Here is a 16519-nt window from a genome sequence, read left to right on the forward strand (position 1 = left end):
GATGGCTTTTTGGTTTTTGGGATCTAATGTCACCACTTAGCGCATTAAACATACATTTATCAGCCTCACCCCTATGTGAGGCGAATGACGTTGTGGTCGCCTATAGTGGTGGGGTTGACTCTCACGTGTTGCTACATGCTTTAAGCGAGCTTAGGCAAAGCCAAGAGTACACATTTAAGTTACACGCTATACATATTCACCATGGTCTCAGCCAAAATGCTGATATTTGGCAAGCTCACTGTCAACAAGTTTGCGCTGACCTTAATGTTGCTTTTCAAACTGCCAATGTAGCTGTTGAAGCACAAGCAAGGCAAAGCCTAGAAGCCCAAGCCCGAGATGCTCGCTATCAAAAACTTGTGGAGCTGGCCCCCGCTGATAGCCATATTTTACTGGGGCAACACCAAGACGATCAGCTAGAAACCTTTTTGCTACAGCTAAAAAGAGGGGCAGGCCCTAAAGGCTTAGGTGCCATGAATCCGCAATGGGCTGTCACAATTGCAGTGGGGAAAGAGTCTAAAACAGTCAACTTTTATCGCCCGCTTTTAAACGTTAGCCAAAAGCACATCTTAGAATATGCAGAGCAACAACATCTTAAGTGGGTTGAAGATGAATCAAATCAAGACGCCAAATTTGATAGAAATTTTTTACGACTAGATGTCTTACCCATTTTGCAAAGTAGGTGGCCAGAACTGGCAAGCTCGGTATCACGTAGCGCCCTGTTATGCGCTCAACAGCAAGATATGTTAGATGAAATCAGTGCTGAAAAATTAAACAATATGCGAACCTCTGAAAATAGCTTGCCTGTTAGTGAACTAAGTAAACTAAATGAAAATTGGTTACATCAAGTGGTGCGCTATTGGCTTTCACAGCAAGGTATTTCGAACCCATCATTAGCAGTGCTACAGCAACTATTACCACAAGTTTTGTTGGCAGCAGCAGATGCCAGCCCTATTTTGCAGTGGCAAAGTTGGCAATTTAGACGTTTTAATCAGCAACTTTACGTGATCCCCGAGCCCGTTGATTTACCTGAGTTTGAAACCCTATGGCAAGGTGAAAGCACTATGAACTTGCCAGGCGGCTTAAATGGCTTATGTTTTAGCCAAAGTAATAACGAATTAGATAGCTCCCAAGCATACCTAACCATTAACCCAAATTTAGGGCCAATAACCGTGAGGTTAGGTGGTTATTCAGCAAAGTTCAAACCCCAAGGCAGCCAATATAGTAAACCCATAAAACAATGGTTTAAACTATGGAAGGTACCACCATGGGTACGTGATAACACCTTGATTATTGTTCAGAACAAAGAAGTTGTAGGGTTAATAAATGAAGCCCAAAGCTACCAAGCCCCATTAACGCTCGACAACGTTCATCGCCTATTTATTTCTATGAAAAAGTAGTTTAAATACCTAAACTTGCTTTTGTTAGGGCTTTCGAAATACGACTTTTATATTCTTCAAAATCCGTTTGTTGAGTTTCTGTTAGTTGTGCGGACTCTAAGGATTCTATACATCCTTTTGCGTGCTCTGTTTCTTGCTCTGCCAGGCCATCTTCTTCAGCGATAATCGCCAGTACTTTTAAAATACTCACCATAATACTTTTGTTATTTGGCGATAGCTGTGTGGCTTGGCACAATAAATTATAGGCTGGTTGGTAACGCTGATTTTTGTAATAAGAGGAAGCCATTTCGGCAATTTCTCTTGGGTTGTAACGAATATCTTTACGCTCTTTAGACTCTTGCTCAATATAAGCGGTTAACACTTTACCTGTGAAAGAATCTTGTGACATAAACTCTTTCATTTGTTCAAGTAAAAGCATTGACTGTTCCCACATGCCTACTTCGTGATAAGCCTTAACTTTATCTAGGTTATCTTCAAAATACTTTTGGGCCTTAACCGGTAAGTTCTTTTGAAAATGTCTTTGTAAGGCTTTTTCTGCTTCCCTTTTATTTTGCCTAGAATTCATTATTCGAATTTCAATGATATTTATCTGTTCGCCTAATTCATTAGCAGCACCAAAATCTGACTTTAATTCTTTTATGTTTCTTTCTGTTCTGGCGATTAACTTATTGGCTTCTGCATAAGAAAGAGTTGGTGCAAGATCAATTGCTGAACGTATCACGTTGAGCTGCAGTAAAGGCGTATCATGAATTGAGTTTTTGGCATGCTTCAGCATGTTTCTAGTGGCAGCATATTGGCCTAATCTATCGTGATTTAACCTAGCTAAATTCCAAGAGTTTTTGTTACGTTCAATACTACGAGGGGCCAATTTAGTTGCTTCTTGAATAATTTGGTAACCCATCTGAAAGTTTTCTTTAGAAATATAATACTCAGCCAGTAAGTCGTAGGTGGCAAACTTAGTGTCTTCACGTTCAAGCAGTGCATCTGTTAAATCAGACGCTTCTGTAATCATATCTTGCTTTAAAAATGAATTGGCCAAACCTACATGAACCCATGCATAATCATAGGTTTCTGTTAATTTTTCATAAAAACGCTGTGCTTCTCTATACTCACGTAAATTGATTAAACTGCGCCCAATTATGCGGTTTATATGAGGATGATATAAAACTAAGGTTTCATCTTTTAATTGTCTTTCAGCGTAATAGATAGCCGTGGCATATTCTTCTTTTTCGAAGCAATAACGCAATGCATAGAGTTTTTTCTCTATCATTAACAGCTGTTGAATGCGGTGTTCAACCTTAGACTGATCTAATGGCTTTACCCAAAAATCTGTGGGCTCCATTTCTACAACACAATTAACTAAGCCTTCACTGGTATCGGCACTGAGAAAAATGACACAGGTGGTTTTTTTTATATACCCTTTAAACTTCATCTCTTCTAAAAGATTAAAACCGTCTTTATCACTTTTTACATCAAACGCAATTAATACCATGTCAAACTTAGTTGAACTACATAAACGCAAAGCTGTATAGGCGTTATGGGCACTTTGAATTTTTTTAATTCCAGCATCAATTAGAGCTGCTTTTACGACCGTGTGTACCAACGCTTGCCCATCAATAATCAGCACATTTAACTCATTCCAAGGCTTTTCATCAGGGATTTCTATCAAGCTTTCATTCCTTTACAAATCATATGTTTATACAGACTAACGGTAATCTATTATTACCCAAGCTAATTGTCTAGCATTTCAACATAATCAGGCATGTTATAGGGTATAAATTAATTTAAAGCTTAGTTTAAAAAACTAACATTATTGACAGTTCAGAGAATTAGTTGAATAGTAAGCTAACTTCTTAAGGCAAAAGAAGTAGATAAAAAGGAAGCAGGTAAACGGACATACATCATCACATCATAGAGTTACTAGCCTATTGGCAAGGTTATGTTAATAACTCTCACCTAACGCGCTACTTTGGTCGCAGTAGAACGCAAACTAATAAATATATAAAGTCTTACCAAAAGCTATATCCAAGCAACTTATATTATTTAGAGTGATGTAATTCAATTTCTTATCGTTCAAAAATAAACTTGGATACATTATTTTCCAAGTTCGCTGCAATCTCTACTTGGGAGGTTGCTACGTTTTTGGCTGACTCTGCTTTGGTGCTCGTTTCATCTGCTAATGTCATAATTCTATTAATGTTTCTATCAAGCTCAGTGACAGTAACTGCTTGTTCTTCAGCAGCAGTAGAAATAAGGTAACTTAAACTTTGGATAGCTGACATTTTGTCTTCAAAGTTAACAATAATTTCATCTGCACGTTTTGCCTGTAGTAAGCTTTCATTCACTAATGTTTCACTTTGAATAGTTACCTCTACCGCGAGTTTTGAGTCAACAATCATAGAGGATATTTTTTGATGGATCTCCAAAGTTGATTGTTGAGTTCTAGTGGCCAGTGTGCGTACTTCATCGGCTACAACGGCAAACCCTCGGCCTTGTTCTCCTGCCCGCGCAGCTTCGATAGCTGCGTTTAGAGCTAAAAGGTTTGTTTGGTCAGCAATATCAGTAATAGTATCTATTATGCTTTCTATACTTTTTACACCCGTATCTAAATTAGTGATGGCAGATAACGTTTTATCTATCTGAGAAGCTACTTGTTCTATTTTTTGATGGTTTTGCTGAACTTTTTGTCTACCGTTTTTAGCAAGTTCTACTGCACCAATTACGGCTTCGTGGGTTTTTTCGGTGTGTTGAGCTACACCATCTGAAGTTGTTCCCATTTGGACTAACGCGGTGGCAACCATATCTAATTCATCTTTTTGTTTTCGCACTATGGTAAGCGTATCTTTTGAGCCATTGACGACAGAATCTACTGAGTTTTCTACTTTCTTCGAAGAGTCTTCAATCTCTAATATTGTTTGTTTAAGGTTACTCACAACGTCAATTAGGTAGCCATTTAAACGTCCAAATTCATCATCAGACTTCATTGCAGGAATAGTGCGCAAAATACCCTTAGATAAATAGCTTAATTCATCCATAACTAGCTGCATTGCTTTGCGTATAAAACGCGTCATCCATATTGATAAAAGAACAATGCCGAGTAATATTGAAATACCAACGATAATACTTACGTTATTCTGGTGCTTAGTGTCATCACTTATACTTGTAGAAAGTTGCATGTTTTGTGCGAAGGCATTTGTAAGCAGTCGTTCTGTTAAGTTGGTTGTGTTGCTTATTTTTGAATAGAGCTCTGCAGAATCTATTTTTTGTTGGGAAATTAATTCTAACTTTCTTGTTTGAATAGCCAATAACCCTTGTTTTCCCTCAACCGCATCTAGTAAAGATAACGTTAGCTTCGATAGTTCACGAACAAAGTTTTGAAATTGAGGTTCTGTGGAAGCAAATATCAAAGAAGGTAGAAGGTTTGAGTGCTGATTTTGCCAGTTAACAAATTGGCTACTATTTTCGTAAAGTTTGTCTAGTGACGTTGTATTAGCGATTCTTTCAATAACTAACATACCAGAAACCACAGAAACGTTAATTTCATGCAATATTGAAATAACAGATTCATTTTCGATTTCAATTAGTGTGTCTGCAAGTAAAGGTGATATTTCTTCTCGTAAATTATCGAGGGTCGCTATAATTTGATTCGACTTCTGAATAGAGTCAATTATGTCTGACTGTTCGTTGATAAGTGAAAGAGAGTCTGATTCTACTTGCTGCATGTTTACTTTTAATTGTTTGAGTGACTCGTCAACTAGGGCCGAAAAATCACCACCTAATTCAAGTTTATCAAAATCACTTAGTGTTGATGCAATTAGCGTATTGTTTGCGTTAAGTTGATTTGCAGTGCCATTATATTCTAGCGCGTTGTTACTTGATAACAGCTTTAGAACCAAAGGCTCTTTAGCTTTCATTAGTTCATTGATTTTTGACGAAAAGACGATAACGGGAGATGATTCTTCATTGATTAAAGTTAGTCCTGAGATTACTTTCTTGCCGTTTATAAACCCCAACAGCATCATGACTATAAACAGCAAGCCGATAAAAGAAAAACTTACAGTAATTTTGGTAGACAAGTTAACGTTCGATATATGCATAAATTTCACTGAGCCCAAGGTTATGTCATTTAATTAAAATTAGGTGCCATTGATGGCCATCTATAACAGTCGAGTTTTAATTTTACCGCGTAGGGTAAGTTTAGGAGGGCTTGCTACCAGACATGCTATCCAGCTTTTGGTGCGTTGAGTACCTGTGAATTATTGCACTGCTATGGTGTTTTTAGTTTTTAAACTCAGCTTTTTTCAGCCGATTCACCCATATTTCAAAGATACGATACTTTTCTATCAGTATTGTCTAGTTAATCTATCTAGATTAAGCCCTTACAAACACATGTTTATATTGTCTAATAAAAATATTGTTTTGATTATGCAATCCAAATGTGTGAGCATTTGCCCTGCTCTTGGGTTTTTTCTCATGAGTTCGCTGTTAAGTCAATGATTTTCACTATTTTGTGTTTCTATTTGATAAATATTCTGAAGTATTTCAGTAACTAGTGAACTATTGCTCATTACGAAATGAATTTGGTTTATTTGAATATTAGTTAGATCATTGGAGGGGGGTGATGAATGACAGAGTGCTTTTTAAGTTCTGAAATAATCACGGTTTTGTATTAAATGTAAGACAATTAAGATGAAATACAGATGAAATTTTTTTCTATTTACATCCTTATGTTATGTTCGAGTACGCTCAGCGCTCGGGTCTTTTCTGTAGAGCTAAATATCGCGACAGTTAACAATGCGCATATGATAGAAATGCAAAAGTTAACTCCTGAATTCGAACGCGATTATCCCAGTATCACTTTAAAATGGCATGTTTATAACGAAGGTAGTCTGCGCATGCGCACTATCGCTGATATTGCATCTGGCGGCGGTCTCTATGATGTGGTGACAATTGGTTTATATGAGACTCCAATCTGGGCAAAGCGCAATTGGCTTATCCCTTTAGAACCTGATAATGAATACCAGATAAATGATGTCCTTCCAACTATTAGAAGTGGATTATCTTACCAAGGAGAGCTCTTTGCAGCACCATTCTATGGTGAAAGCTCCATACTCATGTACCGTAAAGATTTGTTGAAAAAAGCTGGTCTATCCTTCGAGAATAGACCTACTTGGGATGAGATACTGAATGCTGCGAAAAGCATTCATGATCCTAATAATGGTATTTATGGTATCTGTCTCCGCGGAAAACCGGGCTGGGGAGACAACATGGCTCTGATATCCACTATAGTGAATAGCTTTGGTGGCCGCTGGTTTGATATGGATTGGAAACCAGAAATTAATAGTGCCGTTTGGAATAAAGCAGTGAGTTTTTATGTCAACCTCCTTGTAAATTATGGTCCGCCTAATTCAGAGAATAATAGTTTCTCTGAGATACTGGCGCTATCTAGAGCAGGGAAGTGCGGCATGTGGGTTGACGCTTCAGTGGCAGCTTCTTTCCTTAACAACCCTGCAGAAAGTAATTTTTCAGAGCTCTGGTCGTATGCTGAATCCCCTTATCAAACTACCTCTCGAGGGGCTAGTTGGCTTTGGGCATGGTCTCTCGCCATTCCACAAAAAGCAGTCAATACCAAGGAAGCCCAATTATTTATTAATTGGGCCACATCAAAACGTTATATTCAGCGAGTAGCAGAAAAAAATGGATGGGAAAATGTACCTACTGGTACGCGATTTTCTACTTATAAAAATAGCTCCTTCGAGGCAGCAGTAGGAAATTTTGCTCAGGCAGAGCTTGCAGCACTAACTAATGCAGACCCTGATAATAATACGTTAGAGCCTTCCCCTTATTCAGGTATTCAGTTTGTTCCCATACCAGAATTTGTTTCTATTGGTGGCACTACTGGCCTTAAAATAGCAGATGCACTAAAAGGAGATACTAGTGTTAGAGAAGCATTAGAGCATGCCCAAAAAATTGCTGTACGTGAAATGAAACGAGCTGGCTATTACGATGAACTTTAATGTTCACTTGAAGATATCAAGGTATTAAATTAAGCAGCTTCGCATGCACTGGTTTTTAAGCCAGTGTAACGTTGAATTGCAACGCGAGTGCTTTTTATGCCACTAATGCAAACACGCTAAAGTAGTTAATTAGCTCAACACTTAACCCAGACATGATTGTCAGGGTTAAGTCAGTTTAACAGAATCGCCTTCCTAAGATTCCACCCTTCCATTGATGATACAACACGATTTGATATGGGCTTAAAACACACAAATAGGATGAAAAATAGACTTTTGGTTTGAATATTTCAAATATCGAATTAAGCTTAGTGATAATTTTTACCGATTAGGAATATTGGTTTGCCTATTGGATATTATAAAGGGTTGCTGTGGTCAGGGTTGTCTTGTTTGGGGCTACTTGTAGGGTATTATTATTATTGTTTACCGCCCGTTGAAATTGTCGAGTTGGCCAGCGAAACAGAGTATCACTTTGAGCAAGTGGACGGCCCTATTCAACCTATTCCTCGGTCAATGGTTTCGAATGTTAAGTGGGTGCAATTAGGCAAGGCCTTATTTAATAGCACGCTGTTGTCTAGTGATAATAGTATTTCGTGTGCGTCTTGCCATTTACTTGATTATGGCGGTGATGATGGGTTACCTCTTTCTTTGGGGGTGGGTAGCCTGTTAGGCGAGCGAAATTCTCCTAGTGTGTTTAATTCAGTATTCAATTTCAGGCAGTTTTGGGATGGTCGTAGTCATAATTTAGCCGAACAAATTGCCGAGCCTATCCATAACCCAAACGAAATGGCCACTAATTGGCAGGATGTCATTAGTAAGCTTAAACAAGATCCTGAATTTAATCAGGCGTTTTCGACGATTAGCTCAGAAGGTATAACACAGCAGGCTATTGTCAAAGCAATTCGCCTCTTTGAAGAATCCCTTATTACGCCTAATGCCCCTATTGATCTCTATTTATTAGGCAATAAAAGTGCGTTAACCCTTCAGCAGCAACGTGGCTATGCCAAGTTTTCTAATTTTGGGTGCAGCACGTGCCACCAAGGTATTAATATTGGCGGTAATCTGTACCAAAAATTAGGGCGGATTGACCGAATGCCCGCAAAATTGTTAGATGATTTAGGTCGCTATGAATTGACTAAAAACATAGAAGATAAGTATGTATTTAAGGTGCCTTCTTTGCGTAATGTGGCAGACACCGCGCCTTATTTTCATAATGGGTCGGTGGCTACCTTAGAAGAGGCTGTGATAATTATGGCACAAGGTCAACTGGGGTTGAGTTTGTCGCAAGAAGATGTGAATGATTTAGTAGCGGCATTGAAATCGTTTTCAGGCAGGCCATACACGGAGGTACCGCATGCATCGCGCTAGTTATATGATTGAAGGCGTTTGCTTTATTCTTGTGTTGCTAGCTGGTATGCAGTTAATTGATGATTTAAAGCAAGAGCAACAAATCGATAAGCAATTAGCTAACCTAAACACCTTACAAGCTACGGTGTCTAAAATTAGAGTTGAAACCTTAATGATAGGTTATGCTGATGTAGTACATTACGACAAAAGCGCTCAGTTGCAACTAAAGGCTGATTTATTAAGTCAGGCTTTGGCGCAAGAGCCAGAACTTCAGCAGCAATATAGTCATTTTAGCGCAAGTATTTCCCATTATATGCAGCTTGAAACTATGCTGAAAACTTCCCATCGTTTTTTGGCTAAAAGTTTGAGTGTATTCGCTGGTAGTGGCTTGTCGGTTCGCAGGGTGGGTGAACAGTTACTTGCTGGATTATTGTCTTTTAAAAGCCTTCCCAGTATCGATAAAGCAGATTATTTAAGGGAATTAATTCGGCTTAACGACGAACTGTTAATGAGGGTTGATCACCCAGGACTACGCTGGGGTATGCTTAAAAAGCATATTGAGTTTGTGCTTGAAAATACTACTCTGGCCCAGCAAAAAATAATGGCAATCCAATCATTGCCTTTTGTGAATACGTTAACTGAACAAGTCAGTATCACACATCATGAGCGTATAGTTTTAGAGCAAAATATGAAACTGAGCTGGGTGCAGTTGATGGTGGCAGTATTTGCAATTTTAACCTGTATGTTTTGGCGACAGTCTGTCCAACTTAAAATTAAAACCAAGCAAGCAGAAGATGCCGCTAAGGTTAAAGCTCAATTTTTGTCTAATATGTCCCATGAAATTCGCACTCCTATGAATGGTATCATAGGCTTAACCGATTTATGTTTAACCACTCAACTTGGCGAAATTCAGCGCAACTATTTAGACAATATTCGTTTTTCGGCTAAATCATTGATGACTATCATCAATGACATTTTAGACTTTTCAAAAATTGAATCTAAAAAATTACATATTGAAAAAGTAGATTTTAGTATGTTGGAGCTGGTGGCGAGCTTGAAAATGATGTTAGCTAAAAATGCATCAGACAAAGGACTTGAGCTGATTTTTGATATTCAAGAAGATTTACCTAATGTGTTACATGGTGACTCGGTCAGAATTGGCCAAATTTTATTAAATTTAAGTAGTAATGCCATTAAGTTTACTGAATCAGGGCATGTATTGATTTGTGTCAAATTGCTTATGTCGGCAGATGATGAGCCTGTGCTAGTGGTGTCTGTGAAGGATACGGGTATTGGGTTAAGTCATGAGCAACAACAGCATTTGTTTCAGCGCTTTACTCAAGCTGAACTGTCTACCACCCGCAGATACGGCGGCACGGGATTGGGTTTGTCTATTTGTAAATTGTTGGTGGAACTAATGGAAGGTGACATTAGCATAGACAGTGTCTTAGAAGAAGGGTCTACCTTTGTGGTGAGGCTACCTATTGGCATTGCCGATAAAAAAATACAACCAGAGTGCCATTTTGAAACCTTGGTTGGACAGTCTGTAATACTGGTGGAAGACCATCCCATCAGTACTATTGTTTTAGAGCGAATGTTGATGAACTTTGGAATGCAAGTTACAAGCTTTACCACCCCCGATGAAGCCATACAAAGTTGCCAGAACTATCAATATGACTTCGCTTTTATTGATTGGCAAATGCCGAAAATGAACGGGTTGGCTTTGTTTCAGAAGTTATCTGAAATGCCCCTTTGTCCCGAGCACATTATTTTTTGCAGTGCGTTTAATACCAACTATTTACAAGAGCAGTTACATGCATGCGAAGGCACACATTTTTTGAGTAAACCTGTTACGTTATTAGAATTAGAACAAGTGTTAAAAGGCATCTTAATTACAGATGATGAGTTGTCTCATAGCCACGAGTTAGAGGCTAAAGTTTTTACCGAGTTAGGATTTAGCGACAGTAAAGTTTTGTTGGTAGAAGACAACGAAATTAATCAAATGATAGCCATCGATATGCTTAATCATTTAGGCATAGAGGTAGAAACAGCATTAAACGGGGTTGAGGCTATCGAAAAAGTCGAACAAGGCCACTATGCATTGGTGTTAATGGATATCCAAATGCCTATAATGGATGGACTTAAAGCAACAGCAGAATTACGTAAGAAATTTAGTGCTAAGCAATTGCCTATTGTGGCATTAACCGCCAATGTGATGTTAACTGATATTGAGCATTATCATAATATAGGTATGAATGACCACTTGGGTAAACCTTTTGATAAAGCCCAATTAGAAAAGGTTGTCAGTACTTATTGCCTTCCTTACGTAGCTCAATAGTTGGGGGGGTAAGGCGAAATATTTAAGCGGCAATGCCTATCCAATAGAAAACACTACACGCTAAACTTTGACATGCACTACAGAAGCTTGCGGGCGATTTAAATCGTTAAATATCATATGGTTACCATAAAGTATTAAGTTCCTTATTTTTCGATAGTTCACAATGGCGAGGCTATTGTAAATGTTGTGCAAAATATTCTCGCTAAAAATTAGCAACCAATATTACTAAATTATGGATAGTTAGGTGTTTAAGTCTTCTACTTAAACGTTATGTTGCAAAAGCTTGTAATTACAACAAAGTAGGGTGGCTTGGTTACAAGGTTTAGGTATATACTACGCGGCCTTAAATTTTATCAATTTTACGCTTTTTAGAGGTCGTTTTTCATGCGCACAGACTATTGTGGCAACATCAATTCTTCTTATATCGGACAAACTGTCACCTTATGTGGTTGGGTTAACCGTAGCCGTGATTTAGGCGGTGTGATTTTTCTTGACTTACGTGACCGTGAAGGTGTGGTTCAAGTGGTATTTGATCCTGATTTAGCCGATGTATTTGACGTGGCAAACAGTCTACGTAATGAATTTTGTGTGCAGTTAACAGGGTTAGTACGAGCTCGTCCTGATGGCCAAGTGAATAAAGATATGTCTACCGGCGAGATCGAAATGCTAGGTAAGTCTTTAACTATCTTAAATAAAGCTGCGCCTTTGCCTTTAGATTGGAATCAAGAAAACTCTGAAGAGCAGCGTTTAAAGTACCGTTATTTAGATTTACGCCGTCCTTTGATGAGTGACCGTCTTAAATTTAGAGCAAAAGTCACCAGTAGTGTACGTAACTATCTAGAAAACGATGGCTTCTTGGATATAGAAACGCCTATTTTGACTAAGGCTACACCTGAAGGTGCCCGTGATTATTTAGTACCAAGTCGTACCCATAAAGGTCAGTTTTTTGCGTTACCACAATCACCGCAGTTGTTTAAGCAATTGTTGATGATGTCAGGCATGGATAAATATTATCAAATCGTAAAGTGTTTCCGTGACGAAGATTTACGTGCTGACCGTCAACCAGAATTTACCCAAATTGATATCGAAACCACCTTTTTAGATGCCGATGGTGTGATGTCTATTACTGAAGGGTTAGTGCGCGATTTATTCCAAAAAATGCTTAACGTTGACTTAGGTGATTTCCCTAGTATGACTTACGCCGATGCCATGCGTCGTTTTGGTAGCGATAAGCCAGATTTACGTAACCCATTAGAATTAACCGATGTTGCAGATTTACTCAAAGATGTTGAGTTTAAGGTGTTTTCTGGCCCAGCAAACGATGCAAAAGGTCGTGTTGCAGTAATACGTGTGCCTGGCGGGGCTAAATTGTCTCGTAAGCAAATTGATGACTACGGTAAGTTTGTGGGTATTTATGGTGCGAAAGGCCTAGCGTGGATGAAAATCAACAACCTTGATGCTGGTATGGAAGGTCTACAGTCGCCAATTCTTAAGTTCTTAAGCGAAGACGTAGCGAAAGGCATTGTTGAGCGTGCAGGCGCGCAAAGTGGCGATATTTTATTGTTTGGTGCCGACACCAATACAGTAGTAACCGAAGCATTAGGTGCACTTAGATTAAAACTAGGCGAAGATTTAGAGCTACTAGAAGGCGAATGGAAACCACTATGGGTGGTTGACTTCCCAATGTTTGAAGAAGTTGATGGCCAATTTTATGCGTTACATCACCCCTTTACAGCACCGAGAGATATGACACCAGAAGAGTTAGCCGCTAACCCAGCTGGCGCGTTATCAAATGCCTATGACATGGTCTTAAATGGCTGTGAGTTAGGTGGTGGTTCGGTTCGTATTCATAATCAAGAGATGCAAGCGTGTGTGTTTAAATTGCTAGGCATTAGTGATGAAGAAGCCGAAATGAAATTTGGCTTCTTACTCGAAGCACTCAAATTTGGTGCGCCTCCTCATGCTGGTTTAGCCTTTGGTTTAGACCGTATGGTGATGTTAATGACGGGGGCAACCTCTATTCGTGATGTGATGGCGTTCCCTAAAACGACTACTGCGGCTTGCCCATTAACCGATGCACCGGGTGAAGCAAACCCAGAGCAACTGAAAGAGTTGTCTATCCGCACAGTTATTGAAAAGAAAGAAACAGAACGTAAAGCTGATTAAGTTTTAGCTGAAATGACTTCAATGTACCGCATCCCAAAATCTGCCCTTACGGTTGTATACAACCAAGCAGGGCAGGTATTGGTGATGCAGCGTAACGATGACCCTGAATTTTGGCAATCGGTGACCGGAACTCTCGAACTTGGCGAAGAACCATTTGATACTTCTATGCGTGAAGTACAAGAAGAAACAGGGATTGATATCGCTAAAAACGGTTACCAATTACAAGACTGCCAAAAAGTTAATACCTATGAAATTCGCGATATGTGGAAACACCGCTATCCGCCAAATACCCCTTTTAACACTGAGTATGTATTTGCCGTTGAAGTGGCAAATGATGAGTCTGTTGTACTGACTGAGCATTCGGCTTATGTTTGGTTAGATAAACAGGCGGCCATGGAAAAAGTTTGGTCTGAGACTAATCGTGAGGCAATCTCATTGTATGTGCCAAATGCCAACTAATCATCTAACATACTGCTGTTTTTATGCTGGGTGCGTGTTCCGAGTGATTACTTTATGGCACTAATTTTAGGGATTGACCCAGGTTCACGTATTACGGGTTATGGGGTAATTAAAAAAGTTGGGCAAAAGTCTGAGTATGTGGCTAGTGGTTGTATTCGGGTACAAGGCGATGAACTTGCCGGTAGGTTGAAGCAAATTTTCGATGGCGTAAGTGAAATAATTCATCAGTTTCAGCCAACTGAGTTCGCAATAGAACAGGTGTTTATGGCAAAAAATCCTGACTCAGCTCTTAAGCTAGGGCAAGCCAGAGGAGCGGCTATTGTTGCCGCTACCACGTTTGATTTACCGGTGGCAGAATATTCTGCCAGACAAATTAAACAGTCGGTTGTGGGCAAGGGAAGTGCCGATAAATCACAAGTTCAGCACATGGTGACATACTTACTTAATTTAGCAGCCAAGCCCCAAGCTGATGCAGCAGACGCATTAGCGGTGGCTTTATGCCACAATCATACCCAACAGAGTTTAATTAAAATGTCTGGTCAAGCCTCAAAAACCGTACGCGGTCGCCTGCGTTAGTCATAAAAACAAATAAGGAAACACCATGATAGGTAACCTTCGCGGTATCTTACTTGAAAAACAGCCACCTGAAATACTTATCGAAGCCGGTGGTGTGGGCTACGAAGTTCATGTGCCTATGACCAGTTTTTACCAGTTACCAGAAATTGGTCAAGAAGCGAATATCTGTATTCACTTTGTGACCCGTGAAGATGCACAACTGCTGTTTGGATTTGCCAATAAGCAAGAGCGTGCGGTGTTTCGTGAATTAATTAAAGCCAGTGGTGTGGGGCCTAAACTAGCCTTGACGATCTTATCTGGTATGAATGCGCAGCAGTTTATGCAGTGCGTGAGTATGGAGGACGTGACCGGATTAACTAAATTACCTGGTGTCGGTAAGAAGACCGCAGAGCGTTTAGTGATTGAAATGCGAGATAGGTTAAGCAAACTAGCGAAAGATCAAGGGTATGCTGAAACCGTTCATTTGACCCCAGACTTACCTGTAGAAAATACGTTTGTACAGCGCACCGACGCTAAAGAAGAAGCCTTAAGTGCCTTAATTGCTTTAGGATATAAAGCACCTCAAGCCACTAAAGTGATTAATTCAGTGCATCAAGAAGATATGAGTAGCGAAGTACTTATTAGAGGAGCGTTACGAGCGATGGCAAATTAGAGACGGCTGGCAATAAATTTGATACTGTATAAAAAAACACTAAAGCTATTGGTAATAAGTCACAATGATTGAAGCCGACCGTATAATAAAACCCACCGCTAGTCATGAAGATGAAGTGGTTGACCGCGCCATTCGACCTAAAATGTTGGTTGATTACACTGGGCAAGATCATGTTTGCTCGCAAATGGAAATCTTTATTCAAGCAGCACGTAAGCGTAGTGATGCACTTGACCATTTATTAATTTTTGGTCCCCCCGGTTTAGGTAAAACTACTTTGGCTAACATAGTGGCTAATGAAATGGGGGTAAATATTAAAACCACCTCTGGCCCTGTTTTAGAAAAAGCCGGTGATTTAGCGGCGCTATTAACAAACCTTGAAGAAAATGATGTGTTGTTTATTGATGAAATACATCGTTTGAGTCCGGTAGTAGAAGAAATATTGTATCCTGCCATGGAAGATTACCAACTCGATATTATGATTGGTGAAGGGCCAGCCGCACGTTCAATAAAGTTAGAGTTACCTCCTTTTACCTTAATTGGTGCAACCACAAGAGCGGGCTCTTTGACGTCTCCACTTAGAGATCGTTTTGGCATAGTGCAGCGCCTAGAGTTTTATAATGTCAAAGACCTCACCCAAATCGTAAAACGTTCTGCCAGTTATTTAGATTTAACTATGGAAGAAGAAGGGGCCTTTGAAGTAGCCAAACGCTCTAGAGGTACACCGAGAATAAGCAACCGTTTGTTAAGACGGGTACGAGATTTTGCTGAAGTAAAAGCTGATGGCAAAATCACAGCTGATGTGGCCGCACAAGCGTTAGATATGTTAGATGTAGATAAAGAAGGTTTTGATTACATGGACCGGAAATTATTACTGGCCATAATTGAAAAGTTTATGGGGGGTCCTGTAGGTTTAGATAACTTAGCCGCTGCTATTGGTGAGGAACGCGATACTATAGAAGATGTCATAGAGCCATTTTTGATACAACAGGGTTTTTTACAACGTACCCCTAGAGGGCGCATAGCTTCAAAAAGAGCCTTCTTACATTTTGGAATAGATTACACCCCAGAATAATTATTTTAAGCAAAAAAAAGCCCACACAGATGTGTGGGCAAGCAACTAAAAATTAGTTGAAGGGAATAAATCCAAAGAACAAGTCAAAAAACTATTTTCACTTTTAGCGTTTTCGCTTCAAAGTTACTCTGTAGCTCTAGGGACAAGTACTATTGTAAGAGTTATAGTTACTTACACAACTGAATAAAATTGATATTAAAGATTAGAAAAACTAATGTATTTTTTTATGAAAAAAAGTAAATTTAATACTTTAGGTTAATATTATCTCTACCCTTATGATTTATAAGTGTTTTTTATTTGGGTTGTTTATTGTTCTATTATTTTTTCTGATTCTAAAGAGATTTCAATTTAAATAATGGGTATTAACTTAGCTTGAATGTTTATTCACTATAAAAATGTTAGTTAACAGAGGTTTTTACCTTAGGCGTCTTGTTTTTATGTGTAATCTTTTGATTTTTAAAGTTTTTTATGACAATGCAAGATAAATTCAAGGGGTTG

At 39.1% G+C, this 16519-nt stretch carries 11 protein-coding genes; 9 read left to right on the plus strand and 2 right to left on the minus strand.

Annotated features, from left to right (window positions below; translation table 11 throughout):
• Positions 1-26: 26 nt before the first annotated feature.
• Entirely contained in the window at positions 27-1397 is a 1371-nt protein-coding gene (tilS, locus tag ABJD71_RS07995) for a tRNA lysidine(34) synthetase TilS (protein ID WP_348167156.1), read from the plus strand.
• Position 1398: 1 nt separating this feature from the next.
• On the opposite strand, the gene ABJD71_RS08000 is transcribed toward tilS, so the two are convergent.
• Entirely contained in the window at positions 1399-3066 is a 1668-nt protein-coding gene (locus ABJD71_RS08000; RefSeq protein ID WP_348167159.1) for a response regulator, read from the minus strand.
• A 397-nt stretch (positions 3067-3463) separates the two neighbouring features.
• On the minus strand, positions 3464-5494 hold the full coding sequence (locus tag ABJD71_RS08005) for a methyl-accepting chemotaxis protein (protein ID WP_348167162.1): 2031 nt from the start codon (positions 5492-5494) through the stop codon (positions 3464-3466).
• 603 nt (positions 5495-6097) lie between these two features.
• Here ABJD71_RS08005 and ABJD71_RS08010 point away from each other — a divergent pair.
• The 8 genes from ABJD71_RS08010 (at position 6098) to ruvB (ending at position 16021) form a co-directional block, all read left to right on the plus strand.
• On the plus strand, positions 6098-7414 hold the full coding sequence (locus ABJD71_RS08010) for a sugar ABC transporter substrate-binding protein (RefSeq protein ID WP_348167164.1): 1317 nt from the start codon (positions 6098-6100) through the stop codon (positions 7412-7414).
• 339 nt (positions 7415-7753) lie between these two features.
• Positions 7754-8779: a cytochrome c peroxidase gene (locus ABJD71_RS08015; protein WP_348167167.1), complete on the plus strand. Its 1026-nt coding sequence runs from the start codon at positions 7754-7756 to the stop codon at positions 8777-8779.
• The gene (locus ABJD71_RS08020; RefSeq protein WP_348167170.1) at positions 8766-11096 is read left to right on the plus strand and encodes a response regulator; all 2331 of its coding nucleotides are present in this window, start codon (positions 8766-8768) and stop codon (positions 11094-11096) included. The genes ABJD71_RS08015 and ABJD71_RS08020 overlap by 14 nt, the downstream gene beginning before the upstream one ends.
• Before the next feature lie 384 nt (positions 11097-11480).
• Complete coding sequence (gene aspS / locus ABJD71_RS08025; protein WP_348167173.1) at positions 11481-13262, plus strand: aspartate--tRNA ligase; 1782 nt, start codon at positions 11481-11483, stop codon at positions 13260-13262.
• A gap of 12 nt (positions 13263-13274) precedes the next feature.
• A complete protein-coding gene (nudB, locus tag ABJD71_RS08030) occupies positions 13275-13721 on the plus strand; it encodes a dihydroneopterin triphosphate diphosphatase (protein WP_348167176.1) in 447 nt (148 codons plus the stop codon).
• 54 nt (positions 13722-13775) lie between these two features.
• Complete coding sequence (ruvC, locus tag ABJD71_RS08035; RefSeq protein ID WP_348111189.1) at positions 13776-14297, plus strand: crossover junction endodeoxyribonuclease RuvC; 522 nt, start codon at positions 13776-13778, stop codon at positions 14295-14297.
• A gap of 25 nt (positions 14298-14322) precedes the next feature.
• Positions 14323-14949, plus strand: a complete 627-nt coding sequence (gene ruvA, locus ABJD71_RS08040) for a Holliday junction branch migration protein RuvA (protein WP_348167179.1) — start codon at positions 14323-14325, stop codon at positions 14947-14949.
• Between the two features lie 64 nt (positions 14950-15013).
• A complete protein-coding gene (ruvB, locus tag ABJD71_RS08045; RefSeq protein ID WP_348167182.1) occupies positions 15014-16021 on the plus strand; it encodes a Holliday junction branch migration DNA helicase RuvB in 1008 nt (335 codons plus the stop codon).
• Positions 16022-16519: the final 498 nt, after the last annotated feature.

It is taken from the genome of Paraglaciecola sp., assembly GCF_039943935.1.
Lineage (GTDB): Bacteria > Pseudomonadota > Gammaproteobacteria > Enterobacterales > Alteromonadaceae > Paraglaciecola.

Coding starts and splice junctions, on each gene's coding strand:
- ruvC (WP_348111189.1), top strand. CDS start 13,776: ATGGCACTAATTTTAGGGATTGACCCAGGTTCACGTATTACGGGTTAT.
- ABJD71_RS08020 (WP_348167170.1), top strand. CDS start 8,766: ATGCATCGCGCTAGTTATATGATTGAAGGCGTTTGCTTTATTCTTGTG.
- tilS (WP_348167156.1), top strand. CDS start 27: ATGTCACCACTTAGCGCATTAAACATACATTTATCAGCCTCACCCCTA.
- ruvB (WP_348167182.1), top strand. CDS start 15,014: ATGATTGAAGCCGACCGTATAATAAAACCCACCGCTAGTCATGAAGAT.
- ABJD71_RS08005 (WP_348167162.1), bottom strand. CDS start 5,494: ATGCATATATCGAACGTTAACTTGTCTACCAAAATTACTGTAAGTTTT.
- ruvA (WP_348167179.1), top strand. CDS start 14,323: ATGATAGGTAACCTTCGCGGTATCTTACTTGAAAAACAGCCACCTGAA.
- ABJD71_RS08010 (WP_348167164.1), top strand. CDS start 6,098: ATGAAATTTTTTTCTATTTACATCCTTATGTTATGTTCGAGTACGCTC.
- aspS (WP_348167173.1), top strand. CDS start 11,481: ATGCGCACAGACTATTGTGGCAACATCAATTCTTCTTATATCGGACAA.
- nudB (WP_348167176.1), top strand. CDS start 13,275: ATGACTTCAATGTACCGCATCCCAAAATCTGCCCTTACGGTTGTATAC.